This is a genomic window from Christensenella sp. MSJ-20 (genome assembly GCF_044357945.1).
In the GTDB taxonomy this organism is placed as follows: domain Bacteria; phylum Bacillota; class Clostridia; order Christensenellales; family QAND01; genus QAND01.
The window spans coordinates 897,029-922,626 of sequence record NZ_CP076563.1; the positions used below are offsets into that span (position 1 = coordinate 897,029).

Annotated in this window: 31 protein-coding genes; 4 read left to right on the forward strand and 27 right to left on the reverse strand. The window is 56.0% G+C overall.

All coding sequences use genetic code 11. The features are described 5' to 3' along the window. Positions 1–5 precede the first annotated feature (5 nt). From KP626_RS04625 to KP626_RS04670, 10 genes are all read right to left on the reverse strand, one after another. Positions 6–548, reverse strand: coding sequence for a 2-oxoacid:acceptor oxidoreductase family protein (locus tag KP626_RS04625; protein ID WP_395978801.1), 543 nt, complete (start codon positions 546–548; stop codon positions 6–8). Between the two features lie 2 nt (positions 549–550). Next, positions 551–1,282 carry a thiamine pyrophosphate-dependent enzyme gene (locus tag KP626_RS04630; protein ID WP_395978803.1) on the reverse strand — a complete coding sequence of 244 codons (732 nt, stop codon included), beginning with the start codon at positions 1,280–1,282 and terminating at the stop codon, positions 551–553. Next, positions 1,283–2,338: a 3-methyl-2-oxobutanoate dehydrogenase subunit VorB gene (locus KP626_RS04635; protein ID WP_395978805.1), complete on the reverse strand. Its 1,056-nt coding sequence runs from the start codon at positions 2,336–2,338 to the stop codon at positions 1,283–1,285. Between the two features lie 8 nt (positions 2,339–2,346). Further along, entirely contained in the window at positions 2,347–2,553 is a 207-nt protein-coding gene (locus tag KP626_RS04640; RefSeq protein ID WP_395978807.1) for a 4Fe-4S binding protein, read from the reverse strand. Between the two features lie 84 nt (positions 2,554–2,637). Then, positions 2,638–3,303, reverse strand: coding sequence for a hypothetical protein (locus KP626_RS04645; RefSeq protein WP_395978809.1), 666 nt, complete (start codon positions 3,301–3,303; stop codon positions 2,638–2,640). A 53-nt stretch (positions 3,304–3,356) separates the two neighbouring features. Beyond that, positions 3,357–3,599 (reverse strand): hypothetical protein, encoded by a 243-nt coding sequence (locus KP626_RS04650; protein WP_395978811.1) that lies wholly within the window; start codon positions 3,597–3,599, stop codon positions 3,357–3,359. A 4-nt stretch (positions 3,600–3,603) separates the two neighbouring features. Further along, a complete protein-coding gene (locus tag KP626_RS04655; RefSeq protein ID WP_395978813.1) occupies positions 3,604–5,238 on the reverse strand; it encodes an FAD-dependent protein in 1,635 nt (544 codons plus the stop codon). A gap of 59 nt (positions 5,239–5,297) precedes the next feature. Further along, a complete protein-coding gene (locus KP626_RS04660; RefSeq protein ID WP_395978815.1) occupies positions 5,298–6,266 on the reverse strand; it encodes a YbbR-like domain-containing protein in 969 nt (322 codons plus the stop codon). Continuing rightward, positions 6,263–7,084 (reverse strand): diadenylate cyclase CdaA, encoded by an 822-nt coding sequence (gene cdaA, locus KP626_RS04665; RefSeq protein WP_395978817.1) that lies wholly within the window; start codon positions 7,082–7,084, stop codon positions 6,263–6,265. The genes KP626_RS04660 and cdaA overlap by 4 nt, the downstream gene beginning before the upstream one ends. 24 nt (positions 7,085–7,108) lie before the next feature. Next, complete coding sequence (locus KP626_RS04670; protein ID WP_395978819.1) at positions 7,109–7,354, reverse strand: hypothetical protein; 246 nt, start codon at positions 7,352–7,354, stop codon at positions 7,109–7,111. Positions 7,355–7,472: 118 nt separating this feature from the next. Here KP626_RS04670 and KP626_RS04675 point away from each other — a divergent pair, with 118 nt between their 5' ends. Continuing rightward, the gene (locus KP626_RS04675; RefSeq protein WP_395978821.1) at positions 7,473–7,703 is read left to right on the forward strand and encodes a DUF3006 family protein; all 231 of its coding nucleotides are present in this window, start codon (positions 7,473–7,475) and stop codon (positions 7,701–7,703) included. On the opposite strand, the gene KP626_RS04680 is transcribed toward KP626_RS04675, so the two are convergent. From KP626_RS04680 to KP626_RS04725, 10 genes are all read right to left on the reverse strand, one after another. Continuing rightward, a complete protein-coding gene (locus KP626_RS04680; RefSeq protein ID WP_395978823.1) occupies positions 7,698–7,850 on the reverse strand; it encodes a hypothetical protein in 153 nt (50 codons plus the stop codon). The two genes, KP626_RS04675 and KP626_RS04680, sit on opposite strands and share 6 nt — an antisense overlap. A gap of 5 nt (positions 7,851–7,855) precedes the next feature. Further along, the gene (locus tag KP626_RS04685) at positions 7,856–9,082 is read right to left on the reverse strand and encodes a Ger(x)C family spore germination C-terminal domain-containing protein (protein ID WP_395978825.1); all 1,227 of its coding nucleotides are present in this window, start codon (positions 9,080–9,082) and stop codon (positions 7,856–7,858) included. Then, the gene (locus KP626_RS04690; RefSeq protein WP_395978827.1) at positions 9,075–10,133 is read right to left on the reverse strand and encodes a hypothetical protein; all 1,059 of its coding nucleotides are present in this window, start codon (positions 10,131–10,133) and stop codon (positions 9,075–9,077) included. Before KP626_RS04690 ends, KP626_RS04685 begins: the two co-directional genes overlap by 8 nt. Next, entirely contained in the window at positions 10,130–11,692 is a 1,563-nt protein-coding gene (locus tag KP626_RS04695; RefSeq protein WP_395978829.1) for a spore germination protein, read from the reverse strand. The genes KP626_RS04690 and KP626_RS04695 overlap by 4 nt, the downstream gene beginning before the upstream one ends. Before the next feature lie 62 nt (positions 11,693–11,754). Next, positions 11,755–12,783, reverse strand: coding sequence for a hypothetical protein (locus KP626_RS04700; protein WP_395978831.1), 1,029 nt, complete (start codon positions 12,781–12,783; stop codon positions 11,755–11,757). A 12-nt stretch (positions 12,784–12,795) separates the two neighbouring features. Further along, positions 12,796–14,214, reverse strand: coding sequence for a hypothetical protein (locus KP626_RS04705; protein ID WP_395978833.1), 1,419 nt, complete (start codon positions 14,212–14,214; stop codon positions 12,796–12,798). A 13-nt stretch (positions 14,215–14,227) separates the two neighbouring features. Next, positions 14,228–14,977, reverse strand: a complete 750-nt coding sequence (locus tag KP626_RS04710) for a hypothetical protein (RefSeq protein ID WP_395978835.1) — start codon at positions 14,975–14,977, stop codon at positions 14,228–14,230. After that, the gene (locus KP626_RS04715; RefSeq protein ID WP_395978837.1) at positions 14,974–16,029 is read right to left on the reverse strand and encodes a hypothetical protein; all 1,056 of its coding nucleotides are present in this window, start codon (positions 16,027–16,029) and stop codon (positions 14,974–14,976) included. Before KP626_RS04715 ends, KP626_RS04710 begins: the two co-directional genes overlap by 4 nt. Before the next feature lie 11 nt (positions 16,030–16,040). Further along, the gene (locus KP626_RS04720; RefSeq protein ID WP_395978839.1) at positions 16,041–17,426 is read right to left on the reverse strand and encodes a phage terminase large subunit; all 1,386 of its coding nucleotides are present in this window, start codon (positions 17,424–17,426) and stop codon (positions 16,041–16,043) included. Continuing rightward, entirely contained in the window at positions 17,411–17,989 is a 579-nt protein-coding gene (locus KP626_RS04725; protein ID WP_395978841.1) for a terminase small subunit, read from the reverse strand. The genes KP626_RS04720 and KP626_RS04725 overlap by 16 nt, the downstream gene beginning before the upstream one ends. Before the next feature lie 196 nt (positions 17,990–18,185). On the opposite strand from KP626_RS04725, the gene KP626_RS04730 reads away from it, so the two are divergent. Both KP626_RS04730 and KP626_RS04735 read left to right on the forward strand, forming a co-directional pair. After that, on the forward strand, positions 18,186–18,554 hold the full coding sequence (locus KP626_RS04730) for a DUF5640 domain-containing protein (RefSeq protein WP_395978843.1): 369 nt from the start codon (positions 18,186–18,188) through the stop codon (positions 18,552–18,554). A 27-nt stretch (positions 18,555–18,581) separates the two neighbouring features. Then, complete coding sequence (locus tag KP626_RS04735) at positions 18,582–18,926, forward strand: hypothetical protein (RefSeq protein WP_395978845.1); 345 nt, start codon at positions 18,582–18,584, stop codon at positions 18,924–18,926. Positions 18,927–19,016: 90 nt separating this feature from the next. Here KP626_RS04735 and KP626_RS04740 read toward each other — a convergent pair whose 3' ends face one another. The 3 genes from KP626_RS04740 to KP626_RS04750 all read right to left on the reverse strand — a co-directional run bounded on the left by KP626_RS04740 (position 19,017) and on the right by KP626_RS04750 (position 22,427). Then, positions 19,017–19,862, reverse strand: a complete 846-nt coding sequence (locus KP626_RS04740; RefSeq protein WP_395978847.1) for a DegV family protein — start codon at positions 19,860–19,862, stop codon at positions 19,017–19,019. Positions 19,863–20,012: 150 nt separating this feature from the next. Next, complete coding sequence (locus KP626_RS04745; protein WP_395978849.1) at positions 20,013–21,686, reverse strand: hypothetical protein; 1,674 nt, start codon at positions 21,684–21,686, stop codon at positions 20,013–20,015. A gap of 3 nt (positions 21,687–21,689) precedes the next feature. Then, on the reverse strand, positions 21,690–22,427 hold the full coding sequence (locus KP626_RS04750; protein WP_395978851.1) for an ABC transporter ATP-binding protein: 738 nt from the start codon (positions 22,425–22,427) through the stop codon (positions 21,690–21,692). 363 nt (positions 22,428–22,790) lie between these two features. On the opposite strand from KP626_RS04750, the gene KP626_RS04755 reads away from it, so the two are divergent. Beyond that, positions 22,791–23,735, forward strand: a complete 945-nt coding sequence (locus tag KP626_RS04755; protein WP_395978853.1) for a calcium/sodium antiporter — start codon at positions 22,791–22,793, stop codon at positions 23,733–23,735. Positions 23,736–23,777: 42 nt separating this feature from the next. Here KP626_RS04755 and KP626_RS04760 read toward each other — a convergent pair whose 3' ends face one another. The 4 genes from KP626_RS04760 to KP626_RS04775 all read right to left on the reverse strand — a co-directional run bounded on the left by KP626_RS04760 (position 23,778) and on the right by KP626_RS04775 (position 25,582). After that, positions 23,778–23,966 carry a ferredoxin gene (locus KP626_RS04760; protein ID WP_395978855.1) on the reverse strand — a complete coding sequence of 63 codons (189 nt, stop codon included), beginning with the start codon at positions 23,964–23,966 and terminating at the stop codon, positions 23,778–23,780. 61 nt (positions 23,967–24,027) lie between these two features. Continuing rightward, positions 24,028–24,198, reverse strand: a complete 171-nt coding sequence (locus tag KP626_RS04765) for a hypothetical protein (RefSeq protein WP_395978857.1) — start codon at positions 24,196–24,198, stop codon at positions 24,028–24,030. Positions 24,199–24,284: 86 nt separating this feature from the next. Beyond that, positions 24,285–24,893: an ATP-binding cassette domain-containing protein gene (locus KP626_RS04770; RefSeq protein WP_395978859.1), complete on the reverse strand. Its 609-nt coding sequence runs from the start codon at positions 24,891–24,893 to the stop codon at positions 24,285–24,287. After that, positions 24,890–25,582 carry an ABC transporter permease gene (locus KP626_RS04775; protein WP_395978861.1) on the reverse strand — a complete coding sequence of 231 codons (693 nt, stop codon included), beginning with the start codon at positions 25,580–25,582 and terminating at the stop codon, positions 24,890–24,892. The genes KP626_RS04770 and KP626_RS04775 overlap by 4 nt, the downstream gene beginning before the upstream one ends. Positions 25,583–25,598 lie beyond the last annotated feature (16 nt).

Genomic DNA, 25,598 nt, shown 5'->3' on the forward strand with positions numbered 1-25,598 from the left:
TGCGTTTAGCCTTTTACCATCATCTCGGCGCCCTTTTTCATGGCCTCCTCGTTGACGGGAAGCAGATGGGCGCGGCGCTCGCCGAAGATCTTGGCCAGAGCCTTCATGGCGCTGTCCAGGGATACCACGCCGGTATCCGCCAAAAAGGCGCCCAGCATGGCCATATTGGCGGCCCGGCCATTGCCGACGGCGATGGCGGCCTCGTTACAGGGGACATAGCGCTTTTGGATGTCCTCCCGCTCCGACTTCAGCTCAATCAGGCTGCTGTTGACGTAGATGGTACCGCCCTTTTCCACCAGGGGCTCATACTTGCTAAAGGAGGGCAGGTTCATCACGATAAGCTTTTCCGGCTCGGTAACCAGGGGGCTGGCGATCTCTCCATCGGAGACGATGACGCTGCAGCTGGCGGTGCCGCCCCGCATCTCGGGGCCGTAGCTGGGCAGCCAGGAGACGTTCTTCCCCTCGGCCATCCCCGCATAGCAGAGCACCTGGCCAATGAGCAAAACCCCTTGGCCGCCGAATCCCGCAACCACGATACGATGTTCCATGGTTACACCTCCTTATAGACGCCCAGAGGATACTGGGGGATCATCTCTTCCTCAATGAACTTGAGGGCTTCTACTGGGGATTTTCCCCAGTTAGTGGGACAGGAGGAAAGCAGTTCCACAATGGCGAAGCCCTTTCCGGCGAGCTGGGTTTCAAAGGCCTTCTTCACAGCCTTCTTTGCCTTCAGCACGTTGGGATAATTGTGCATGGAAACTCGCTCGGCGTAGGCCACGCCATCCAGCTGGGACAGCATCTCCACCATGCGAATGGGATAGCCTTGGATATCCTGATTCCGCCCGTAGGGGGAGGTGGTGGTCTTCTGGCCCAAAAGGGTGGTGGGGGCCATTTGGCCGCCGGTCATGCCGTAGATGGCGTTGTTGATGAAGATCACAGTGATCTTCTCTCCCCTTGCAGCAGCGGAGACGATCTCCGCGGCGCCGATGCTGGCCAGATCGCCGTCCCCCTGGTAGCTGAACACCACCCGGTCCGGCAGGGCTCGCTTGATCCCGGTGGCTACCGCAGGCGCACGGCCGTGGGAGGCCTCCTGCATATCACAGTTAAAGTAATTGTAGGCGAACACGGCGCAGCCCACCGGCGCAATGCCGATGGTCTTGCCCTGAATGCCCAGCTCATCGATGGCCTCGGCCACCAGCCGGTGGGCGATCCCATGGGTACAGCCAGGGCAGTAATGGAAGGGTGCATCCGTCAAGGCCTTGGGTTTTTCAAAAGCGGCCATTTAGCCCACCTCCTTTACAAAGTTCAGAATCTCCTTGGGGGTGGGAATGACCCCGCCCGTCCGTCCGGTAAAATACACCGGGCATTTGCCGTTTACCGCGATGCGGACGTCGTCCACCATCTGGCCTAGGCTCATCTCCACGCTGATGACGGCTTTCTTGCCCTCCGCCGCCATGGAAAGGGCGTCGTAGGGGAAGGGCCATACCGTCTTGGGCCGCAAAAGCCCCAGCTTGATCCCCTCCTCCCGGGCCTTTGCCACCGCGCTCTTGCAGATGCGGGCGGTGGTGCCGTAGGCTACCAGAAGAAGATCGGCGTCCTCCACCATGTAGGACTCATAATCGGTCTCAAAGGCGGAGATCACCTCGTACTTTGCCTCCAGCCGGTGGCAGACCTCCTCCAGTTCGTCCGGATTGATATAGAGGGAATTGACCACGCTACGAACACCATTTTTGCTGTCCATACCAGTGGTGGCCCAGGGCTTTTTCACCTCCTGGTATCCGGGATCGATGGCCTCCAGATCCACCGGCTCCATGATCTGCCCAATCATACCGTCCCCCAGGATCATCACGCCAATGCGGTACCGATCCGCCACATCAAAGGCCTTTACCACCATCTCGGCGGCCTCCTGAACGGTGCTGGGGGTGTAGACCACCATGCGGTAGTCCCCATGCCCTCCGCCCCGGGTGGCCTGATAGTAATCGCTCTGGGCGGGCTGAATGCCTCCCAGGCCCGGGCCTCCCCGTACCATGTTTACCACCACGCAGGGCAGCTCCGCACCCGCGATATAGCTCAGCCCCTCCTGCTTCAAGCTGATCCCCGGAGAGCTGCTGCTGGTCATCACCCGCTTGCCACAGCCCGCTGCGCCATATACCATATTGATGGCCGCAAGCTCACTTTCTGCCTGCAGAAAGACGCCGCCCACCTGGGGCATCCGCCGGGACATATATTCTGGAATCTCATTCTGGGGCGTGATAGGATAGCCGAAATAATACCGGCATCCAGCCAAAATCGCCGCTTCTGCGATGGCCTCGTTCCCCTTCATCAACACCTTTGCCATAGTTCACCCTACCTTTCTACCGTAATGGCACAGTCCGGGCACATGGCATAACAGGCGCCACAGGCAACACAGGCCTCCTGGTCCACCACATGGGCCGGCGCATAGCCTTTGATATTGATGGTTTTCTCATCGATCTGAATGATCTTTTTGGGACACGCGGTTACGCACAATCCGCAGCCCTTGCATACGTTCGCGTCGATGTATGCTCCTGGCACTGACGCCACCTCCACCCTTTCATAAAAATAAAAATAAAGAAGATATTTGATTTATTATAGCACCATCAAAAAGCATGTCAATGGTTAGACAAGCCATTCCGGGCGGTTGATTCCCTCCACCAAAATGGGGGTTCCTGAAACCTCCCCCGGCGTCAATTCCCGCAGCAACTCCAGGGTGGCGCCAAAATGGGTCACCGGTAATCCAGCCAGCTTTCCCAGTTCCTTTGCCGCGGCGTCCCCCGCCATCAGATGCTCTTTTTTTGTCTCAGCTCCCAGGTTGGCGTTGTTGATAATGGCGGTGCATGGAAGGTGGCTCTGCTCCTGGATCTCACGCATTAGGTCATGGGCGGACTGGGCGTCCCGGACCAAAGGACGGTAGGGGTTCAGCACAAACAAAACCTCCGCTCCCCCAGCTGCCTCCAGCCGCGGAGCCAAGGAGCCCATGGCCACAGCGCCGATGGGATCGCCTCCTAGGTCGAACACCACCCGTCCTGAGCCGCTAAACGCGGAGAACACCTCCGGGGGAATGGAGGGTACATCGCCCCCCAGGTACTGGGGAGCAATCACCCGGATCCCCTGTTCCACAAGGGCGCTTCGTTGATTTCCCGATGTGAAATACGGGTTGACTAGATCCAAATCCACCAGCGTAACCGGTTCTCCACCCTGCCGCAACGCCTTGGAATAGGCATAGGCGAGCTCGGTTTTTCCTGATCCAAAATTCCCGCAAAAGACGGTGATCCGCCGCTCCATGGGCATTCCTCCTAATAAAAAAGCGGCGGAATACCGCCGCGCAGCTGATGTTGTTATTCCCCCTGCGCCCCCTCCGGAGCGGGCGTGGGGCTGGCTTCCTCCGCCGGGGTGGGTTCCGGCGTAACGGTGACGGTCGGAGAGGCGGTAGCGGCGTTCCGTTCGTCCTCCATCTGCTTGGCAATCCCCCATTTTACAGGCATAAACCGGCTCATCAAAAGAGCTACCAGCAGAGCGATGAGGCATACCAAGACCTCCCCGGCGCTGTATTTGCGCTTCTTTTCTTTGGGACGATTCATGGAATTACCCCCTTCCTCTTGCCATCATTATAAACGAAGCCGCTTTTCCTGTAAAGCCACGGGAAGAAGATGCAAACCTGGCCATGATCTTCCTGGCGGCTCGGATGCCGTCCGCTCCTGCGCTGACAATGCCTCCAGCATAGCCCGAGCCCTCCCCTGCCGGGTAGAGGTTATGGGCGTAGGGGCTTGTCCCATCATCGTTTCGCAGGATCCGCACCGGAGCGCTGGTTCGGCTTTCCACCCCGGTAAAAACGGCGTCTGGGCTGTCAAACCCCCGCAATTTTCTCCCCAGATGAGGCAGCGCCTCTCGCAAACTACGGCACACATAGTCCGGTAGAACGTCATCTAGGCTGCAGAATGCCTGACCCAAGGGATAGGTGGGCTTTACCGCTCCCAGGCGCCGGGTAGGGCGCCGGCGCAAAAAGTCCTCCACCCGCTGGGTCGGAGCAGCATAGGAGTTGGTCACGTTATATGCCTGGCGCTCCATCTCCTCCTGGAAGACCACGCCGCCCAGGGGACCGGGAGGGTAATCCTTGGGGGATACCTGAACGATGAGCGCGGAATTGGCGTTTTCCCCGTCCCGGGCATGATAGCTCATCCCGTTGACACACAGCAGGCCAGGATCGCTGACGCTGGGAATCACCTGTCCACCAGGGCACATGCAAAAGGTATATACCCCTCTATCCCCGCCCCGCGCGGTAAGGGCGTACTCGGCAGCGCCTAGACGGGGATGCCCCGCGTAAGCCCCATACTGGACCCCATCCACCATGGACTGGTGGTGTTCAATCCGTGCCCCTACCGCAAAGGGCTTAGGCATAAGGGGCACCCCTAGGCTATGGAGCATCCGATAGGTATCCCTCGCGCTGTGACCAGTCGCCAGCACCACCGCGCCCGGCTGGAGGGTTTCGGTCTGCCCCTTCCACTGAAAGCTCAGGGAGGCGATCTCCCCGCCTGCTTCCAAAATTCCGGTGAGCTTTGCACCAAACAGCACTCGTCCTCCCAGGCTTTGGATGCCGTCGGTCAATGCGGAGATCACCCCTTTGAGCCGATCCGTCCCGATATGGGGCTTGGCATCATAGCCAATCTCTTCTCCTGCCCCGTACCGCATCAAAAGCTCCAATGCGCGGCGGCCGGCAATATCCCGGTTTCGAGCGGTTAGCTTGCCGTCGGAATAAGCTCCCGCTCCACCTTCGCCGAAGAGAACATTGCTGTCAGGATCCAAAGAACCGCCTGACAGAAAACCATTGGTATGGATATCCCGTTCTCCCATCCGACAGCCCCGCTCCAGAAGCAGCACCGGGTATCCCTCCTCCGCAAGAGTATGGGCCGCCATCAATCCGCAGGGGCCAGCTCCCACCACAACAATGGGGCCGGATAACAATCCCTCGCCGCGAAGAAAATGGTCCGGCTCCGGTTCCGGAATGGGGAACGCTTCCCCGCGAGGACGGGAATCCACCACCTCCAGCCCCAGCGCATAGACCAACGATACCCGGCCCCGCCGCGCATCGATGGACCGGCGGCGGATCCAGAGCTTCCGGATGGCGGAGGGATCCAACCCCGCCTTCTTTGCAGCTAGGCTTCGAAGCAGGCCGGGATCCTGATCCGGCGTCAGGGATATCCCCCGAATCTCATACAGCATACAATTCCTCCATAAAAAGCCGGGGACGGGGTTTCCCCCCTCCCCGGATGACGACTCCGCTATTCTGCTGCCGTGATCTCCACCTTTACGGTGACCTCCCTAGCGCCAGCGCTAACCACGTCCTTGGGAAGAATAATTTGGGTAGTCAGCTCCATACTCTGATTGGCACCTTGAATCCGAACCTTCTCCACCGAAATTTTGGTTAAACCGGCCAGTACCTGAGCCGGTGCAGCCACTTCCACCTCCGCAGGGGAAATGCTGACCCCTGCCACACGATAGCCCTGGGCCACGGCATCGGCATCTTCCAAAATGGAGCTGGTGTCGATGGGAAGCTTCTTGGTTGGCAATATCTCCATATTGACCTCAGCGGTAGGCTGATCCGAGAAAAAGCGCTTATAGCTGATGGTTTCGCCCCCTTCTCCCAATAGCTCCGCCGGCAGGCGCGCGGCGTAACTGGAGGTTAGACCGGTTTCGTCCAGCCGAATCACCACGTTACGAATGGCGGCTACATCGGACGCCGCTCCCGATATCTCCAGATATTGAGGGGTTACAATGGGATCGGTTGAATACAGACCTTCAGTTAAATCCCCCGATTTGATCACCTGGATAGGGAACTGAGCGGTGACCTTTTCCTCCACCTCTATGGTAATGGAGGCCGGAATCACCTTTACAACCGATCCGACCGGAGAATGCCCTGTTAGAGGAATGGAGTATTTTCCCGGTTCGGTGATGGCGGATACGTCGGCAATCACCCCAACGGAGCTGGACTCCAAGGATCCCAGTTCGCTGACCTTTAAGGACAGGGATACATTGGCATCGGTAAAGATGGCGCCAACCTCCCCCTTGATGGCCAGATTGTTGCGGTCCAGTTGGGCCACCCCTACAACCTCGATGGGGATGCCCCCATAGGTGCGATTCCGCTCCGGATCGGTCTCAGAGATCACAAAGCTCCACAATAGGATGGCAAAAAACAAGGCGGCAATCTTCAGCCAAAGATTATGTTTTAATCGGTTCCATAAGCGGCTCATTGGGCTTTCCTCCTTCGAAAGAAGTCGGTAAGACTCCAACCTGTGAGCTTGCCCTGGGTGCTTTCCATAATGGCGCGAATTCCTCCGGCGTCCAGGTTGGTGGTCAGCCTCCCCTCCATCGCACAGGAGATGGTCCCCGTCTCCTCTGAAACCACAAACACCACGCTGTCTGACACCTCGGAAAGCCCTACCGCCGCTCGATGGCGGGTCCCCAGGGTCTTGGGCAGTTCATCGCTATTGGTCAGAGGCAAAAAGCATCCCGCTGCTTTGATGTATCCATCCTGGATGATCACCGCGCCGTCATGGAGCGGCGTCCCTGGCATAAATATCGTACCCAAAAGCGCATTGGATACCTCAGCACCAATGCCGGTTCCAGTTTCTGCGATGTCGTCCAGCGCAACCTGCCGTTCCAGAGCAATCAACGCTCCAGTCCTGGATTTGCTCAGGCTCGTCAGGGATACCACCATCTGGTTGATGAGATCCTCCTCGTTGACGCTTCTGCGGCTATCCCGAAACTGGCTGGTCCGTCCAATATGCTCAAATGCCTTGCGGAGTTCAGGCTGAAACAGCACGATGATCAAAACCGCGCCCATATTGATCACATAGTTCAAGACCCAGGTGATGGACTGAAGGCCAATCCATTCACTGATCCGGGCCGCAATCAACATGATGCCGCATCCCTTTAACACCTGCATTGCGCGGGTGCGGGAAGCAAGCTTCAGAATATAATAGATCAGTACCGTCACCAGGGCGATATCCACCAAGTCCAGGATGCTGAACCGTGAAAAGATATTCCCTAAAAACTCCCAAATGCTCAAAAGATGTATGCCTGCCTTATCAAATTATTTTTTTGGGCTCTTTCGTGTCCTCCTAGGCTTCTCCTCCGGCTCTTCCGTGGCATCAGCCATCCCAGCCAGATCCGAAAGATCAATTCTAGACAGCACCACCGCGTTTTGCTGCACCAGCTCAGGGGAGGAAAGGCTCTCTCCCCTTGACAACTTCTCATCGGCAAGCTGCTCCAGCTTATCCCGCTCGATTTCCAACTCATAGAGCTTTGCTAGATTTTCTTCCGTATAGTCTTTTGACAACACTTTTCCTCAATTCCTGTTGGTGGTATTATTTTAGCATACAACCCAATGCGCTTTCAATAAAAGTGCAATAGATCAAAAAGGCTCTCTTTTCCATAAAGCCGTAGGAGGAACCAGAATGCGCTATATCGTCGACCGCCAAGAAAACGGTCAATTTTTATTGCTGGGAGAGAATGGCGACAGACTGCTACTCTCGCCGGATCAGATCAACGGCCGCGCCCATGAAGGCGCGGTGGTAGATCGATCAGAGGACGGCGTCTTTACCGTGAACCTTGAAGCCGAGCATACCTTGCGCCAAGAAGCCAAAGATACCCTCCAGCGGCTCTTTCAACGCAGCAAGGATTTATAGCACAAACATTCCATAAACCCAAACGCCAAAGATCGAAAGGGCCATAAATCCGAAGGGTACTGCGGGGCGCCAGCAACCATCCTGGACCAGTTTGATGGCATAGGCGGTACAATAGGCCATAGCCAGGGCCATTACAGCGATCATCATATGCGTCACCTCCTGTACGGGTCCTGTTTGACCATTTGGAACTCCACCCGGACCTCCACCTGGCCGTTGCGGATGGCATCCTTGACGCCATCTTTTTCATAAGCCGCAAAGGAGAGATACCGGCGGCTCGCCCAGCGGGACAGGTTAAAGGCATCGGAGCCCGCTGCCAGAGCCTTGATCCGCACCTCCTCCATACGGCGGTTTAGCTCTGATTCCGCCGCAAGGGTAACGGCTTCAAAGACCGCATCATCATCCATGTTCACAAAATTGGTCTGATCCACCACTCGTCCACGAAGAAAGACGGTTATCCTACAGCGAGCGCCATCTTCCTCAAGATCCACCTGGATGCTGGGCTGCGCACGCTTTGTAAGATTCAGCGTAACGGTGCCCTCCCCCGAGGGATCCGGCACCACATACCTGGTATGGCTGAACTCGCCGCGGGCCATGAGCAAAAACTTGGTCTCCCCTGGGCCCAGTATCTCCACCATCTTGCCGTCTGAGAACAGCGTTGCTCCTCTGAGATCACTCCCCAAGCCGCCCTCTCTAGAAATTTCCCCTACCGGATCGTCCATGGCACTTTGGGAAAAAGCCTCCTCGGAGGCCTCTTCCCCCTCTCCAGTAGCCGGGGAAGACACCGATTCATTCACACTGCCCAAGGCCACCACACAATCCCCCCGTCCATCGGTAAAATACTCCAACAGGTCGGCTATGGTAGCCGATGGAATGATGGAGGAGTTGGCTGCGCCCTGGATCAGATTCTCCTGCAGCCGCTCCAGATTGGATTCCTTTTCGTTTTCAAACCCTTTCAAAAAATCCTGTGCCGATCCCCGGGCAACCACCACCAAAGCCTCCTCCCGAAGTTCCGCCAAATAAGCGCAGGAGGCAATCAAGCCCGGCATATCCCCCGCCCGCGCCAGTTCTTCGCTGACCACAAAAAAATTTAAATGAGCAAAATTCATATTCCGGGCATCGGCATGGTTGGCGCTTTCAAAAGCATCCAGGATATTATCCGCCTCCAGGGTCAAGCTGCGAAACCGCGCCTCCCCGTTTCCCAAGCCCTCTCCCAATAAAATTGGCATCTGAAAGGTATACCGGTAGGTCTTTTCCTCTCCCCTGTCAATGGCAACGCTGAGAACATGGGCGGAATCATCCAATTCCAAGCTATCGCTGCATCCGCCCAGAAAAGTCATAACGAGCAAAAGCAGCCCCAGAAGCATTCCGCGCTTAACCATGACGTATCCTCCTTCCCGTCAAAAGCCCCAATGCAATTCCCCCAAGGAGAAACCAAACGCTCCAGCTTTCCACATCGCTTCCCATCCCCCATAGCGGTGAACCGGGAGTCAGCGACCACTGGATGGCGCAGAGACACGCCATCCCAATAAGCACAACTGCAGGGCGTACATCCGGAAGGCCCACGATCCGCTTGACCAATATGCCGCATACGTAGAGCCCCAACGCTCCCGATACCACGCCCAAACAGGTAATGGCTACGCTTAAGATGGGATCCAAGCGGTAAAAGGATCGTCCCATGGTGGCCTGCTCAAACAAAAACGAGACGGGAGAAAAGCCCGGCTGGACGGAATATGGGCTCCGTACCATCAGGCAGGCCAGTAGAATGCCGCCTCCCCAAAGCGCGCCGAAGCAGGCTCCGCGGATGCCAAACTTCTTGATCCTGGGGGTGTCGGACGGCTTTTGAGGAAACACCCAGAGTAGCACAATGGGCCAAAAAGCCATGATCCACTGAAGGCCCGCCCGCACATAGTCCTTCCAGTCCTCCCGTACCAAGGGTAACACCCGAAAAGGATCGTAATTGCTGTATGCCGCCCAAAGTCCCAGGATAAGAACAAGGAAGGAAAGCACCAGACCAATCTTTCCTGCTCCATCCATGCCGGTCAGGCCAAAAAATGCCCCCGCCACCATAGCCGCCAATACCACCGCAGCAATGGTGGATTCCCCGGTGGTCAAAAAGGTATCGTATTTCATGGTTAAGGTCATACGGCTAACATTAGCCGTTACCTCCATAAGGATGGCTACAAGAAACAGGATCATTACCATTCGTTGCGACAAGGTGGACGTCTCTCCATCGAGTGGGCATAGTCCCCCCCTCAGACGATTTTGATCCAGCAAAAAAATCAACGCGACTCCGCCTACCAAAGCAATCAAGGGAACCAAAAACGCGCCGCCGCCAAGGATACTGAGACTATTATCCACCAACAGAACCTTGGCAAGAGAGGTAATTAAAATAAATTTTCCGAAGGCGCTGTACCCAAGCTTTTCCCTCATTTTTTCCCACCTCCCCGGATATAGTCTGGAATATCCCCACCGCGGGTGATGTTCCCTTTGATGATCAAATCCCGGTTGGAGCGGGTCTTGGGTGCAACGGGGGTAAAATAGGGTACGCCATAGGATTTAATGGAACACAAATACGCGCAGAGCGGAATAAACACCAAAAGAATGCCCCAAAAACCGCCCAGTAGCGCAGCGCCCAGGAAGATAAATCGCACATAATACAGAGCCATTTGTAGGGAAAAATCCGGAATTGCAAAACTGGCCAATCCCGCTGTGGACACCACGATGATGGCGATGGGGCTCACCAGGTTGGCCGACACCGCCGCCTGCCCTAAAATGAGCCCTCCGACGATGCCCAGGGTTTGGTTGATCCCCGATTGCACCCGGATACTGGCTTCCCGCAGCAGCTCAAAAACGATGGACATCAGTAGAATTTCCAGAAATACCGGAAGGGCGATGAGCTGCCGGCTTGCCAGGCTGGAAAGGATGAATTCAATGGGCAGCATCTTTTGGTGAAACAGCACCAGCGCCACATAGATCCCCGGAAGTAGCATGGAAATAAAGAGGCTCGCGTAACGGATGATCCGCTCAATGGTAGCAAATACCGGGTTGATAAAATAATCCTCGCTGGTCTGCATCAAGGAAAAAAACGTAATGGGCAACACCATCACAAAGGGATAGCCGTCGCACACCAGCGCAATATGCCCTTGGGTCAGATAGGCAGCCGCTCGATCGGGGCGCTCGGTCTGAAGGGTGCGAGGCAGAATGCACCGGCGGTCCTCCTTCATAAGCTGCTCCATCATGCCGCCGCCCAGAACAAACCCCACATCGCTGATACCCTTTATCTTTTCAATGACCCGCTGTACCAGCTGTTCCGATGCCACTCCCTTTCGGTACATAACGGCACACTTCATATTGTTATCTCCACCGGTGGGCATGATTTGGCTCACCAAGTCAGGCACCCGGACAATACTGCGGATCAAGGTGATATTGGTCCGCATGTTCTCCACGAACCCCTGCTGCGGCCCCTTTACCACCTTCTCGTTGATGGTCTCTCCCACCGTACGCTTGTCGTAGCTTTTTACATCCAAGGTGATAGCCCGGGCATCCCCGTCAAAGAACACCACAGCGTCCCCCTCAAGAATGGAGTTCACCATCTGTTTCCCGTCGGTGGCAACGGAAATATTATTGATGGGCAACACCCGCCTTAAGGCATCGTCTATCCCCTCGCATGGATGCTGAATCAATGGCCGCAGCAGCATATCGTCCACGATCATGCTGTTGGTCAGGCCATCGATAAAGGCCAGCAGCACCTTGATCTTCCCGCAGTAAAATTCCCGGCGAATATAGTCCATGTTGATTTCCTTATGAAACAAGGCGTCCAGCTGTTTTTTATTCTCCTCCAGCGACTCTGTGGGGGTAAAGCCATCCAGTTTGGGAGGAACGTTGCTTCCGCCATAACCGTCTTCCTTGGCGTTGTTCCGCTCCTCCTCATCCTCCCCTAAGAAAAAGGCTTCCTTGGGGGTAAATCCAAACCAATCCCAGTCAGGCATGCGCATCATCCCTCCCGCTTTTCTCCTATTGTTTCCAGCAAAGGAAAAAAGCATACGGCTTCTTAGCGCGGACCGGTATAACGATAGGGTTTCACCGTATCGGTGTAGTAGTTGTATTCCTTGTTTACCGCTGCAAAATATCCCTGCTTGCGGTAACTGGCCACGTCGTTCTTCAGCTTGTTATAAAGGCTTCGATCTTTGCTGTACAGCTCATCGGCAATCTGGTCAAAAAATGCGATCTTGCCCGGCTTGGTTAACCGTGCCCATTCCGTCTGCACACTCTGGGAATAGCCGGAACTGGATTTCCCGCTGCTTCCGCTGCTGCGTCCGCCCCCGCTCCGGGAGGAGCTGGAGGCTTTTGCCGCCAACGCAAGCTCGGTCTCCCGCACCGAGTTGTTGTACTTTACCATAGCTAGGATACGGTCATCCCGATCCTCCATCAGCTGATCCAGGTATTTTCGCATAGCGCTCTGCTGCTTGGCAGAGATCATCCCCTTGTTGCTAAGCAAGTCCCGCTGCACATCCAAGATCTCCTGATTGATGGCGTCCACCTGATCCCGGTATTCCTGGTTGATCCGATCCACCATGGTAAGGTGCTTATCGCTGGCCTTGTCCACCATTCCTATGTAGTGGGTACTTCGGCCCATTCCCCGCTTCAAAGCATCGTTAGCAAGATACTCCCGGGTCTCGTTAAACTGCTCCTCCAGAAGATCCAAGCGCTGCTGGTATGCTGGATCCAAGGCGCTGATGGAACGTTGAAGGGCCTCGGTGAGCCGTTGCGCTTTTTCCTCCTCAGCGGCCAGCATAGCGTCGTATTCCCCCGAGACGGCGGCCTGCGCCCGTTCCAGCAGCTGTGCATCGCTAGGCGCCGTATAATCATAATAAGAAAGCCCATAGCTGTTCTGGCGGGTGCTGACGGAGGATCCCCCAAGAGAGGAGGAGGCCGTGATGCTTCCCAGCTGTTGATAAGCCCGCTCGGTTTCATCCCCCCAGACGCCGTCCACCGATAGCCCCGCCCCCTTATCGTTTAGGAGCTTCTGTATCTCTTTGATATAATCACCGGATTTTCCATAATATTGGCTGTACGCCATGGTATCTCCTCCTTACTGGTACACCACCCAAAGATCGGCCGGATACTCCGCCTGGGAATAGAACTCCAACTCCTCGCCGCTGATGGGCGAATAGACGGCATATCCCCGGGTATAGCCGCTCTGGATGGCCTGAATGGACGCGGACGTCACCGGCGCCCACTGGGACTCGTCTGGCGCCAGCGACGCCACATTGCCCAAAGGACCGCCTACCACGGCGTCCCCCATGGGGCCTGTATGGCTATGTAAATACAAATACACCTTTACCCGGTCTTTGGTTCCCGCGCCCGGTTTTCGCTTTAATTGGATCCTCCCGGCCACCGGGGTCTTCCCCGAAAGCTGCGTAATGACATCCTGGGAATCGAACACCCAATACCCCTTGTACTCCTTTCCAGTCACCCGGTCCTTCCCCTGCGCAGGGGAGGGGTCCTCTAAGAACTCCAGATCCAACGCGCTCATGGTAGCAGTAGAGGAAAACACCCTCTCCCGGTACCCCAGATGCGTTACAGCCGTACCAGCGGAGGCTGTGGCCGTTCCCAGGATCACGCCTCCCTCCTGAGCAATGGAAGGGGTAACTGCCACCGGCCGGGTTCCAGACTGAACCGCAATGGCGCATCCTTCTGCCTTCAGGGCAAATCCATTGCCGGATCCTACGCAATTGTGCATGCCGATCCGCCCCATATCCCAAGCCTCTATGGCGCCCAACCCGCAGCCGTAAAAACCACAGCCTAAAGCGGCGACGCTTCCGCCCCGCGCTAGGATACCACGGCAGCCATCGCCCCCCATCACAAAATCGCAGGTATGAAAGCTGACTGAAGCTCCCGGAGATACAACCTCTACCAGTTCCTCACAGGTTCCCTGGAACACAAAATTTTCAAAGGCTATGGTTCCAGTAAAGGCCGGCCCAAAGCGAATGGAGCCCACGAAGGTCACTCGCTGGCGGCCCACGATCCTTAGATCGCCGCAAAGGGGAATGCTGGCCCAAAGACGCTCAAAATACCGGCCCGAGGACGGCGCATCGCAATAGATAACGGCTCCCTGGTCGCAGATCATGGGCAGGGATTGGAGGGCGCACAGGATGCTGCAGAATGGCGTTTGTTCCGTTAAACCGTCGTTGCTGTCATTCCCAGCGCTGGAAACATACCGCACCTGCGGCTTTCCAGCAAACATCGCCCGTCCCATGATGCGGGGATTGGCCAGCTCCGCCCCCACCATCAACGCGGTGGTGCTGTAATCCCCGGTCTGGGGATCCCGGCTCTGGGTTCTTACCCAAAGCTGCTCCAGTTGGTCATTGAGGGTCTTGAGAGCGAGATCGGAAAAATCCGTGATCCGCTGATACCCCGCCGTGCTGGTAAAGGTAAATCCCTGGCCATATCCCAACACATTGTTGGGCAAGCCCTTTACATTTCGGTTGGGAATGATAAATCTGCTCATAGGACCTCCTCTCCTAATCCTCGTCTATTTCAATAGCAACCTGGGGCGCATGCAGTTCAAAGGATGAACCCTCCACATTGCTGAAGGTATAGCTAACGGTTCGCCCCAAAGCGCGGATGGGAATGCGCACCGGGGTAAGCTGGTCGCTGAGAGCGATCCGTTTTTCCCGTGCCCTGCCGCCAAAGTCCGCTGTAACAGACAGCTCTCCCTGTCCCCGCACATGGGCGTAGAGCACGGTACTGGTCTTATGAGTATATTTCGCTCCCAGATCATGAACAGGCGTTTTCCAATGGGCTGCTTTGCATGGTCCGGTTTTTTTGGCGCCCATGCGGTAGATTTTTCCATCCTGGCTGCCATATAGAATTGTGCCGTCGGCCACCAGAAAGCAGTTGGCGTTCACGCCCCTGTGGATGAGATAGGTCTGCTTGCCCACGTCGTATTCCAGTAGAGCATCGTTGACGCCATCCCCATCCTCACAAACCGCAAAGTAGATCTTCCTTCCTAGGGCGACAGCACAGCAATAATCAAGACATAGGTTGGGGTTTTCAAAAAAGATGCGGAGTTTCTCATCACCCAAGGGCCGGGTCCGCATGCCGTCGTAGTAGCAAATGCCATCGTTGCGGCTCATATAATAGACCCGATCCATGGCGGATACGATGGAAAAGCAGTTGACGGGGCCATAATCCCCTGCCACCTTGGACACGCCAAACTCAGAAGGATAGGTGCCATATACCCGGAAGATCTCTCGATCCTTGAAGATCACAATCTCATTAAATAAGGATTTAGGGGAGCGGGCTGCATCCAGCGGAGGCTGTTCTCATCGATGCGAGAAGCCCGTACCACCTCCCGGTTCCAATCCAACAGGGCGTCCTCTTCCACCTCGGCACTGCGGCTGACAAGCATCCTGGCCTTCCCGCTCATAAGGGCGTTTTTGAGGATGATCTGATCCAATTGATCGGCGTATAATTGTAGGTTTTTCAGCACATCCACCACCGAAAGCCCCGCCGGCATCCCCTCCAAGGGATAGAGGGATTCCATTACAAATGGATACTTTCCATGGGCATACATTCCCTCGGGCCGGCTCCGCTTGCTGTCATACAGAAGGGCGTGCCCGCAGAGCACCGCCATATGAACCCGAGAGACGCCCTCCCTGTCCCGCTCCTTATACCAATATTCCATCATCATCAGCTCGTCCCCGTCTCCGCCGTAGGGGCTGTAGGTATCGGGCTGTACCATGGAAAGCGCAAAAGGATATCGGTCGGCCACAAACTCCTTGGTAAAGAACCCAAACTTGAAGCAGGCCCGGCCCTCCTGGAAGTTCTCACATTTGGGATCAAATAAAAAATGCTTTACATCCCAGCTTCGGATGTTCACATCCCCCAGGCCGCCATAGAGCTCGGTATCCCAGAACACCTCCTGGACCGACGTTCCTTTGATTAGCGCCTGGCGGGCCTTCTTGCGGAATACCGTCCGGTACCGCCGGCGCTTGAGGATGTACCGTACCACCTGGGATAGGGTCTCCGCCACAGCATCGTCCCCCTCCTCCTGGGCCAGCACCACCGGCTGGGGATAGCTGTCCATAATATCCGCCAGCATGCTCTCAATGGTAGAGAACAGCACCGGATTCACGGGCTGAGGTTCGTCGTCCCTCTGGCCCTGGCGCCGCCAGTGATTGGTGCGATATAGTTCCTCGTTCTCCTCCCATTTCATACGAAGCTCGGCAGTTTGAGCATAGAAGTCGTCAAAGAGCTCATAGGCCCGGCCAATCAGCTCCTGATCCTGCCGGGGCGCCTTTTCCCGCAATTCGTCGTTCATGGTGAACCTCCTTATTCCAGCGGATTAAACACCCGCCTTGTGATGGCCTTGGGCTTCTGGCCCACCGGCCGGGACATCAAAAAGTACCGTGCAGCGTCGTAAAGATGATCCTCTCCTTGGGTATCCACATCCTCCGGGCGATGCGCGTCGTATTTCAGCCCTGGCAAAGTGCGGATAAAGTTCCTGCAGGTAGAAAATACATAGAGCCCGCACCGGCCGGATGCGTCAAAGGCTAACCGCTGGTGCATCTGCGTCTTCCCAGCGATGCGGGCGTTGTCCCCCGGGGTAAAATAGACACCCTCCCGCTCCATTTGTTCCGCAATGGATTCCCCTCGGCTGCCATCCCAAATGCTGGGATCGGCAAATCCCACTACATCCCGCTCTCCCGCCTCCTCCTCGATGCGGCGGATGCCCTTGGCAATCTCCGAAGCTGGCAGCCGCATTCCCACGTTGTTGCCGCTTCCTCCATACCATTCCCGATACAGATAGGCCGTTCCATCGCTGTCCACTCCAAACCATAGAACGGCAAAGGGCCGGGCATAGCCAAAGTCGAAGGCCCGGTATCGCCGAAAATAGGAAGGAATGGGGAAGGGCGTCACCACATGGGTAAAACGATGGGTGTCGTATGCCTCTGGGCGGTCTCGCCACTCGTCAAAAACCTGTCCCTCAAAGGCGTCCCATCGCCCCAACAGAAGGGCTTCCCGCAGTGCTTTGGGCTTCCCCTCCAATTCAAAGACATAGTCCTCCCCAATGTAGGGATTGTCGGTAACCAGCGATGGAATAAACTGCACCGTCCGCTTCCTGCCATAGCCCAAAGCCTCGCTGTAAACATACTCCTCGTGCAGCTCATAGGGCGGCCCCGGATCCACAAACCGCTCCTTGACCCAGCTATGGCCAATGCCGCCAGGGTTGCTGGCGCACCGCACCACCGGGCGGATACCCAGCCGCTTTTCCGCCCGGAGCCGGGTCTTCAAAAAGTCATAGATGGTCTTGGTAAAATGGGTCAGCTCGTCGATGAATAGGCCGTGGATCTCCACCCCGGCATAATTGAAGCGATCCCCCTCGTTGTTGCAGTGGCGAAACCGCATGGCAGAGCCGTTGATGAACTCCATGCTCATGGTGGTGCTGGAAAACCTCGCCAGCTCCCGTGGGATAAACCGCCGGGACTGTAACACCAGAGTATCCATCAGCTCCCGGTAGGTCCGGCGGAAAAGATACATCTGCACGCCGGGAGTGGATAGGCACCGGATACAGGCCTCCATGGCTAGGGCGGCGGTCTTTCCTCCGCCTGCGGCGCCTCCAAAGAGCACCTCATCCGCTGTGGAGCGGTGAAACAGCGCCTGTTTTCCCGTGGGATGATAGTACCGCGCTGGAGCCGGGCCTAGCCATCCGTGCATCCTCCCCCGCTCCATTCCATTTCCAAAGGTGCCTCTTCCTCCATTCCCCTTTCCTCCTGCGGACGCGGAATATCGCTTAGCACCTCAATCACCCGTTCTTCCCGCTCCATCAGCTCCAGCTTTCGCTCCATCAAAGCCCGGCGGTAGGTATCGGGAAACAGATCAAAATACCGTTCCAGCTTTTCCAGGGCTTTCATCCGATCCGCCAGCTTTATCCGAGGAATCCCCCTACTGGAGATGACGATCTCCTCCACAAGCTGGCCATCCACCTCCTGATCCTCCCGAAGCTCGGTATAGCTCACTCGTTTCCCTTCCTCTTCCCGGGTACCGAAACGCAGAAAGTCCTTGACGTCGCTGAAGGCGATCCGCTCGTACAAAAGCAGAACGTGGTCCGGCCCATGGCCAAGGACCGGCCGGCTGCCCACCTCCAGAGCCTCCCGCACCTCCGGGATACGCAGGAGTTTGCGGAAATAGCCCGGCCGGTACCCGCACCGTGTTCCGGCCTCCTCAAGGGTCAATCCTTTCTGCAACAACCGGCAAAGCTCCTTTTGCCGCTGGTTCATTCCTCCATCCCCTTTCTCCCATAGAGGAAGCCTAGCATGGGGATTGCTTCATACTGCCAACGCTTTTGTGACATAGCGCTTTCACAAAAGCGTCAAATGGATCAGAAAACAGCCCCATTCCCTTCCGGCGCTTTACAAGGCGGAGGGGAATTGGCTATAATGATATAAATCCCTTTGCAAAGGAAGGAGGCGTCCTATGCCTCGAAAGATTGCCATCGTGCTTATCGCGCTGCTTATCGTAGCCATGGGCGCCTATGTAGTGGTTACCAGCCTCAGCCAAGAACCTCTTACCATCGTAGGCCGCTGGATTCACGATAACAACGGCGCCTCCTATACCTTCCAAAAGGACGGCACAGTGGAAATCGAGCTTCCCAAGCTCGCTCCCTATACCGCCAGCTATGTTTTGGATGAGGAAGCCGGCGTTCTGGAAATACAGCTGATCATCGATAGCCAAATTCAGCGCCAGGAAAGCGCCTATTCCCTTTCCAAGGATACCCTTACCCTAACCAATCCCGAGACGGGCAGCGTGGTCACCATGACCCGTCAGTCCGACGATGCGCAATAAACCATCATCCTTTAGGAGGAATCACCTATGAAACGCACAGCACTCGCCTTTGTCCTGGCACTTCTGCTCCTGTTTGCCGTGGGGTGCGGCGCAAAATACCCCTTTGCCGGCAAATGGCAGGAGGAGGGAACGGGTACCTATTATGAGTTCAACAACAGCGCCCAGTTGCTGGTGGGTGAAGCCAGCGGCAACGTAGCGGTAGGGGCCAGCTTTAGCTGGGAAAAGGACTCCGATCAAATCACCATCACCGTGAACCCTCCTGGAGGAACCGCCCAGTCCGCGGTGGTCACCTATACCCTCAGCGAGGATAAATCCACCCTGACCCTGACCGATGTTCAGGGCCAGAAGTCCGTTCTAAAAAAGGTACAGTAATCACAGCACAAAAAATGCCGTGGGTTTCCCACGGCATTTTTCTTTCCATTTAACTTTCACAATACGGGGGATGCCTCCCAGCGCTTACCCCTATGCCCGTTCAAAAAAGACGGCGACACCCTTGGTTCCGGTATAAGCGCCAATGACACAGCCAATCTGAGTGGTGATGCTCTCCACCACCCGCACCTGGCTTTTCACCATGTCAGCCAGCTGCTCAGCGCGGCTTCGATCCAGACAATAGGCAAAGCCAAGGATGGTGTTTCCAAAATCCTTGCCTTTCTCCACCGCCTGCTCGCACAGCCATTTCATCCCCTTTTTAAAGCCCAAGGATTTATGACGGATATAGATCTTGCCCTCTTCATCAAAGGTGATGACGGGCTTGATGTTCATAATGCTGACGGCCTTTGCCGCAAGGGCGCTGATCCGTCCTCCCATCACCAGATAATCCAGATCATCCAACAGCACCAGGGTCTCCATCTTGGACACCCTACGCAACCCCTGGGCATAAACGGTATCGTGGTCCAATCCAGCCCGGCCCTCCCGTGCCGCCAACACCGCTGAGATACCGATGCTGATACCGCAGGCCTTGCTATCGATGACGTCCACCCGGCCCACATCCTTTAGCTGATCCCGGGCAATGCAGGCGTTTTGATAGGTGGAACTGATCCCGCTGCTGGCGCAAAAACAAAGGACGGTATTGCCCTTTTGCAGCTCAGGCAAAAAAGCGTCATAAAACCGCTGAGGAGACGGAGCCGCCGTCTTGGGCACGATGTGTTCCGCTTCAATGCGCCGGCTCATCTCCAGGAAGGAAACGCCCGCGCCGTCATCAAAGCTCTCCTCCCCCAGGGTTACCGTCAGGGGGATGATGCCCACGCCCTCTTTTTCAGCGATGGGAGCATCCAGGTCCGATGTGCTGTCCGCAAACACTTTTACCATAGGTCCGTATCCTCACAGTTTGTTATGAAAATAATAATAGTATTGTACCCGTTCTTTTCGTATTTTACAATGCAATCCCCAAAAGAAACAGATCTCTTTCATAAAAAAGGGGCCTTTCCAAAGGCCCCTTTCCCTTCCACTTTGATTTTGTCATTTCTCTCCCATATTGCCGATCATCCTAGGCGCGCATTTCGCCAGCGCAATGATCAGCCCAATCGAGATGGCGGCGTTGACCACAAGCAAAGCAGCCCACACAGCGGTCATTCCCAGGTCCAGCTTCATAACCAGCGATACAATTCCCACATTGGGCGCCACATAGAGAAACGCCAGCAGGATCTCCAGGATGGCGTTGCGGCTTCGCTTGATGGCCGCCGCCTCGGAGGTCCAGTTGAGGCTGGGCTTTTGCATATCCAGGAACACGGCGCCCGCCACTACTGGAGTGCACGCCACAAGGGCCGCAAGCGTAGCCAGCAAAAGCTGCAGGATGGAGAGAAACGGCGTCATAAAGTACAGGGCTACTGCCAGAGGCAGAATGGCAATGACGCTGATCTCCAGCCCAAAGATCAACTTCGCGAGGGCGATTCGCTTGGGCTCAACGGGAAGGGTCTTCAGCAGCCAAACAGCCTTTCCCTCCCGGGTAAAGACGGTGGCCGCGCCGCTGTTCACAGTGCCCAAGAAATACATAAGAGCAGCAACCCCCAGCATGATATAGCCTGTCACCTCCGGGGGAATCCCCATCATGGAGACCATGCTATTCAAGTCCCCCATGTCACCCCGGGGGATGAAAAAGATACAGAACACCATAATGGGCCCTACCAACGCCATGATCAAAGAGTTCATGGCATAAACCGGGGACCGTAGCACCGTTTTCCACTCCCGCGCCAGCAAAGCGCGGAAGGCGGACTGGGGCTTGCTGGATTTATCCAGATTCACCCGCTTCTCGGATTTCGCGGCCTCCCCCTGGTTGGTACTGGTGCGGATGAAGGAGCTGCCCGCCACAAAGGTGCTGAGGATGAGCGCGCCCACGCTGACCCCCGTAAAGAGCAGGAAGGCGTTCATGCCAGAGCTTCCGGTATATACCAAGGACTTCGCTGCCCAGAGCGCCGGGGGGAAGGCCCGGGTGATGGTATCCATAAGCCCTCCGGTCAGCATCGCCGCCAAGGCGTTTTCGTCCATGGTGGTCATCCCAGCGGATAGGTACTGTACCCCCAGAAAATAGAGGATAAAGAACACTACGCCCAATCCCATGACAATCTTATCCTTGTGCTTGACGAAGATGGTCATCCCCATAATGAGAGAGGAAATAATGGCTGCCAGCGCTAAAGGGATAGCTGCGGACAGCAGCATCACCACCACGCTCTTGAGCCAGAACAGCATATCCACCCTGGCGTATTGGGAATAGATAATCAGCGCCGGCAGGATGATAGCCACGTTCAAGACGGCCTCGCTGGCCATAATGGGGGCAAATTTCCCCGCGAAGGCAGTCCTCTGGGGAATGGGCAGGGAAAACAGAAAATCGGTATCCCGGTTGTAGTACAGGCCGATGCACTGCATGATGCCAAATACAAAGGTCAGCACCATAGCCAGCAGCACCACGGCGGTCAGTAGCGTATCGCTGAGTCCCGCCAGATAGGCGGGTTCAAATACCAAGTTCAAAAGGAACAGGTATAAAAAGCCCAAGGAGCCCACCAGTAGCGCCGCCACCAGCAGATATCCCAGGGATTTTAAAATCCCCTTTGGGCCGCTTTTAAACCCCTCCTTCAGGGTCTGAAGACCGAGCTGGAGCTTCAGCTCCACAAAAAATAGGGTAAAGAATTTTCTCATGGTTTACGCCTCATAAGTGTCTTCTTTGTCGGTCAGCTCCAGGAACAGGCTCTCTAGGGATTCGTCACGACCGTTCTTCAGTTCCTCCAGCGTGCCCACGGCAACGATTTTACCCTGGCTGATGATAGCAATGCGGTCGCACAAGCGCTCGGCCACCTCCAACACATGGGTGGAGAAAAACACCGTGTTGCCCATCTCGCAATGGGCCCGCATCTCCTGCTTTAAAAGATGGGAGCTTTTGGGATCCAGGCCCACCATGGGCTCATCCATAATCCACAGCATGGGATTGTGGATGAGTGCGCCGGTGAGGGTCAGCTTCTGCTTCATGCCGTGGGAAAAAGTCTTGATCTGGCTGCCCACCGCCTTCTCGATCTCAAACATATTCAAGTATTTCTCCATCCGCGCTTTGCGGTCGGCGGCGGAAACCCCATAGATGTCCGCGATGAAGTTCAGGTATTCGATCCCCGTCAGCCGGTCGTAAACCTCGCTGCTGTCGGGAGCATAACCCATCTTCTGTTTGGCCGCAACGGGATCTGTTTGGATGTCTACCCCGTCGATGAGTACCCGGCCCTCCGTCGGAGGCAATATGCCGGTGAGCATCTTGATGGTGGTGGTCTTGCCGGCGCCGTTGGGGCCGATAAACCCAAAAACCTCGCCCTTTTTCACATGCAGGTTGATGTGGTCCACCGCCAACACATCGCTTTTGGAGTAGCTCTTGGTCACGTTCTCCAGTCGAATCATCGTCATTACCTCCTGAAAAGGGTTGTTACCTTTTTCACAATTATTGTACCCTACCGCCCTCCCCTTGCCAATCCCCCGTTTTGCCCCCCGGAATCAAAAAACACCCGTTTTCCCGGATTTCTTCATACAGGGATATCCCAGACGAAGCCGGGCAAACTGGGCCGCGGCCGGGCTTAGTCTCCGTCCCTCGCCACGAGGCCCCCGTTGCCTTAGATAGGCTGGCGTGGTATAGTGAGGAGGTTGTTTTGGAAGCCATTTTGGGCCAACGCAATGCTCTGTTTCCGTGAAATCCAGTCCGCCCCCATGAACATGACCTATGGGCGTCTTAGTCCGTGGGTTTTTATTTTGCCTGGAGTGATCCCCATGTCTGTAACCGTCATCGTTCTGCTGTTTCTACTGGGCCTTGTTCTGATCGTCAAAGGCGGCGATTTCTTTGTGGACGCCGCTGCCTGGATGGCCGAGGTATCCGGCATTCCAAAGGTGATCATCGGAGCAACAGTGGTAAGCCTTGCCACCACTCTTCCCGAGCTTCTGGTCTCCCTGCTTGCCGCCACCCAGGGAAAAGCGGATATGGCAGTGGGCAACGCGGTGGGTTCCGTCACCGCAAACCTAGGTCTTATCCTCAGTCTGTGCGCCCTGTTCCTGCCTTTTGCATTCCGTCGAAAGGAATACGCTGCCAAAGCCCTTCTGATGATCGCGGCTGTAGGGGTGCTTTATGCTTGCTCTCTTGAAGGCTTCCTCTCCACGCTGGGAGTTCTTCTGCTGTTCCTCATCTGTGCGCTGTTTTTCTACGAGAACATCCGATCCGCCAAGCGGCAGATCCTTCCCGCCCATAACCGCCCATCTCCCACCAAAAACCAGGTCACCGCAAACCTCTTCAAATTCGCTTTTGGCACCCTGGGTATCATCATCGGCGCCCGGCTTCTGGTAGACCAAGGAAGCGCCCTAGCCGCTCTCTTGGGAGTGCCAGAGGGGATCATCAGCGTCACCGTCATTGCCATAGGCACCTCCCTGCCGGAGCTGGTCACCACCGTAGCCTCCATTCTCAAAAAGCAGGGTTCCCTGTCGGTGGGCAACATTCTGGGCGCCAATATCATTGACACCACCCTCATCGTGCCTCTTTGCGGCATGATCGCCCGCAACCCGCTTGCCATCTCTCCCCAATCCCTCACCCTGGACCTTCCCATCTGCCTTGCCATGTGCCTTGTTTTTACGGCGCCCATGCTGTGCAAGGGAAAGCTCATGCGCTGGCAGGGCGTTGCCGCCCTGACCCTTTATGGGGTATACCTAGGACTATTGGTATTTTAGCCAAACAAAAAGGGCCGGATGGTTGCATCCGGCCCTTTTTTGCTACTGGATCTCGATGACGCTGACGGGACAGCTGTTGGCAGCGCTCTGGGCGCTTTCCTCCGCCCCGGCGGGGATGGGATCCACAAAGCTTTCGGCCTTGCCCTCCTCGTTAAAGACAAAGACCTGGGGACACATGCTGACGCAGAGCCCACAGCTGATGCATCCGGTTTGATCAACATACGCATTCATAAGGCATACCTCCTACTGTATTCCTTTCTATGATTCACATTTTTACCGGTCCTATTCAGTTTTAACCCCGGCTGTTTGGATGGGATTTCATATAGTGCTCGGCCCACATCTGCAGCTCGCCCAGGGTAGAGATCTCCATGCCCGTATCGATAACGGCATTCTGAACCGGAGCAGGGAGCTTTAAGAAGTATTCCCGCACGTCGTTGTTGTACATATAATCCTCTCGTGACATTCCACTCACCTCTGCATTAGGATGCCACCCAAGCTCTTTTCCATACAAAAAGCCCGTTCCGCAGAACGGGCTTTCCCTAACGCGATTCACAGGCTGGAATCCAACCCCTTTCCCAAGGGCTCCATGGCAATCACCCTTTGACACAGGGCCTGGGCAACATCGGCCTCATGGGTCACAAGCACTCCGGTTTTTCCCCTGAGGTGCTCTTTCAGGCGGGACAGCACCACAGCCCGGTTTTTTTCATCCAATCCATAGACCGGCTCGTCGTATAGCATCACATCCCCATCATGGGCAATGGCCCGGGCAATGGCCACTCGGCGAGCCATGCCAAAGCTCAGCTCCTTTACCGGTCGAAGGCCCGCGTCCCCCTGGATCCCGAGGCTGTCTAAAATCTCCCTAGCTCGCGCCAAATCGGGATGGGGCATGGCCGCCAATAGATTGGCCTCCGCTCCCTTATGGAGGATCAGGCGGTTCTCAGCAAAAAGATAGGTAATCCGTTTCCCCTCCATGCCAAGCACCTCTCCTCCATCCGGCGTAAGGATGCCGCTTAAAAGATTCAGCACCGTGGTTTTCCCGCAACCGGACGGGCCCATGAGGGCCACCATCTCGCCATCCCGCACCGCAAGGTCAAAGCCGTGCAGCACCTTATTTCCACCAAAGGACTTCTCAATCCCCTGCAACGCAATTCCCATCATCCCACCAACCTCCGCAATCCTCGCTCGATGAACACGCTGAGGATGATCAGTGCCGCAGTGACGGCAAAGAGATCGGTGGTCTCCAGATATACCTTGGCGTCGGACAACAGCCCCCCGATGGCATACCGTGGGCTACCGATAACCTCGGCCGCCACCGCAGCCTTAAAGGCTAGACCCATGGAGGAGGCGGTCGACGCCATCAGATAGGGTCGGACGGAGGGAACCCAGATATACCGCAAGGTGTCATAGGGGCGAAACTCATAAAGCCGAGCCATATGCAGCATCCCCTCGTCGGTACTGGCAATGCCCTCCCGCACCCCTTCGTAAACAATGGGCAAGGTCATGATAGCGGCAGTCAAAACCGGCACCTGGCCGGTTTTCAGCCATAGCAGAGCCAGTATGATAAAGGACGCAAAAGGCGTGCTTCTGGCCACCGCGATAAAGGGGGAAAAAACCGCCCGCAGCCAGGAGGATGCAGCGCAGGCCACCGCCAGCAAACCCCCGGTAAATGCTCCAATTAAAAAGCCCGCCATCACCCGCACAAAGGTGGATCCGATGGCTAGGTAAAATTCTCCCTCCCCTAAAAGCTCCGCCAACCGCCGAAAGGTGGCAAAGGGAGAGGGCAGCAGAACCTCGTGGCCCACCAAAAGGGATAAGAGCTGCCAGGCGGCGATCCATATCGCCGCCACAACAGCCCATTTTCCT

Bases quoted from the DNA above. Each gene is read 5' to 3' on its own strand.
- KP626_RS04690 (WP_395978827.1), bottom strand. From the start codon at position 10,133: ATGAGGGAAAAGCTTGGGTACAGCGCCTTCGGAAAATTTATTTTAATT.
- KP626_RS04655 (WP_395978813.1), bottom strand. From the start codon at position 5,238: ATGCTGTATGAGATTCGGGGGATATCCCTGACGCCGGATCAGGATCCC.
- KP626_RS04685 (WP_395978825.1), bottom strand. From the start codon at position 9,082: ATGGTTAAGCGCGGAATGCTTCTGGGGCTGCTTTTGCTCGTTATGACT.
- KP626_RS04630 (WP_395978803.1), bottom strand. From the start codon at position 1,282: ATGGCCGCTTTTGAAAAACCCAAGGCCTTGACGGATGCACCCTTCCAT.
- KP626_RS04635 (WP_395978805.1), bottom strand. From the start codon at position 2,338: ATGGCAAAGGTGTTGATGAAGGGGAACGAGGCCATCGCAGAAGCGGCG.
- KP626_RS04650 (WP_395978811.1), bottom strand. From the start codon at position 3,599: ATGAATCGTCCCAAAGAAAAGAAGCGCAAATACAGCGCCGGGGAGGTC.
- KP626_RS04735 (WP_395978845.1), top strand. From the start codon at position 18,582: ATGAAACGCACAGCACTCGCCTTTGTCCTGGCACTTCTGCTCCTGTTT.
- KP626_RS04680 (WP_395978823.1), bottom strand. From the start codon at position 7,850: ATGATGATCGCTGTAATGGCCCTGGCTATGGCCTATTGTACCGCCTAT.
- KP626_RS04740 (WP_395978847.1), bottom strand. From the start codon at position 19,862: ATGGTAAAAGTGTTTGCGGACAGCACATCGGACCTGGATGCTCCCATC.
- KP626_RS04695 (WP_395978829.1), bottom strand. From the start codon at position 11,692: ATGCCTGACTGGGATTGGTTTGGATTTACCCCCAAGGAAGCCTTTTTC.
- KP626_RS04660 (WP_395978815.1), bottom strand. From the start codon at position 6,266: ATGAGCCGCTTATGGAACCGATTAAAACATAATCTTTGGCTGAAGATT.
- KP626_RS04720 (WP_395978839.1), bottom strand. From the start codon at position 17,426: ATGCACGGATGGCTAGGCCCGGCTCCAGCGCGGTACTATCATCCCACG.
- KP626_RS04725 (WP_395978841.1), bottom strand. From the start codon at position 17,989: ATGAACCAGCGGCAAAAGGAGCTTTGCCGGTTGTTGCAGAAAGGATTG.
- KP626_RS04755 (WP_395978853.1), top strand. From the start codon at position 22,791: ATGTCTGTAACCGTCATCGTTCTGCTGTTTCTACTGGGCCTTGTTCTG.
- KP626_RS04750 (WP_395978851.1), bottom strand. From the start codon at position 22,427: ATGATTCGACTGGAGAACGTGACCAAGAGCTACTCCAAAAGCGATGTG.
- KP626_RS04745 (WP_395978849.1), bottom strand. From the start codon at position 21,686: ATGAGAAAATTCTTTACCCTATTTTTTGTGGAGCTGAAGCTCCAGCTC.
- KP626_RS04675 (WP_395978821.1), top strand. From the start codon at position 7,473: ATGCGCTATATCGTCGACCGCCAAGAAAACGGTCAATTTTTATTGCTG.
- KP626_RS04700 (WP_395978831.1), bottom strand. From the start codon at position 12,783: ATGGCGTACAGCCAATATTATGGAAAATCCGGTGATTATATCAAAGAG.
- KP626_RS04715 (WP_395978837.1), bottom strand. From the start codon at position 16,029: ATGAACGACGAATTGCGGGAAAAGGCGCCCCGGCAGGATCAGGAGCTG.
- KP626_RS04645 (WP_395978809.1), bottom strand. From the start codon at position 3,303: ATGGAGCGGCGGATCACCGTCTTTTGCGGGAATTTTGGATCAGGAAAA.
- KP626_RS04765 (WP_395978857.1), bottom strand. From the start codon at position 24,198: ATGTCACGAGAGGATTATATGTACAACAACGACGTGCGGGAATACTTC.
- KP626_RS04705 (WP_395978833.1), bottom strand. From the start codon at position 14,214: ATGAGCAGATTTATCATTCCCAACCGAAATGTAAAGGGCTTGCCCAAC.
- KP626_RS04730 (WP_395978843.1), top strand. From the start codon at position 18,186: ATGCCTCGAAAGATTGCCATCGTGCTTATCGCGCTGCTTATCGTAGCC.
- KP626_RS04625 (WP_395978801.1), bottom strand. From the start codon at position 548: ATGGAACATCGTATCGTGGTTGCGGGATTCGGCGGCCAAGGGGTTTTG.
- KP626_RS04760 (WP_395978855.1), bottom strand. From the start codon at position 23,966: ATGAATGCGTATGTTGATCAAACCGGATGCATCAGCTGTGGGCTCTGC.
- KP626_RS04770 (WP_395978859.1), bottom strand. From the start codon at position 24,893: ATGATGGGAATTGCGTTGCAGGGGATTGAGAAGTCCTTTGGTGGAAAT.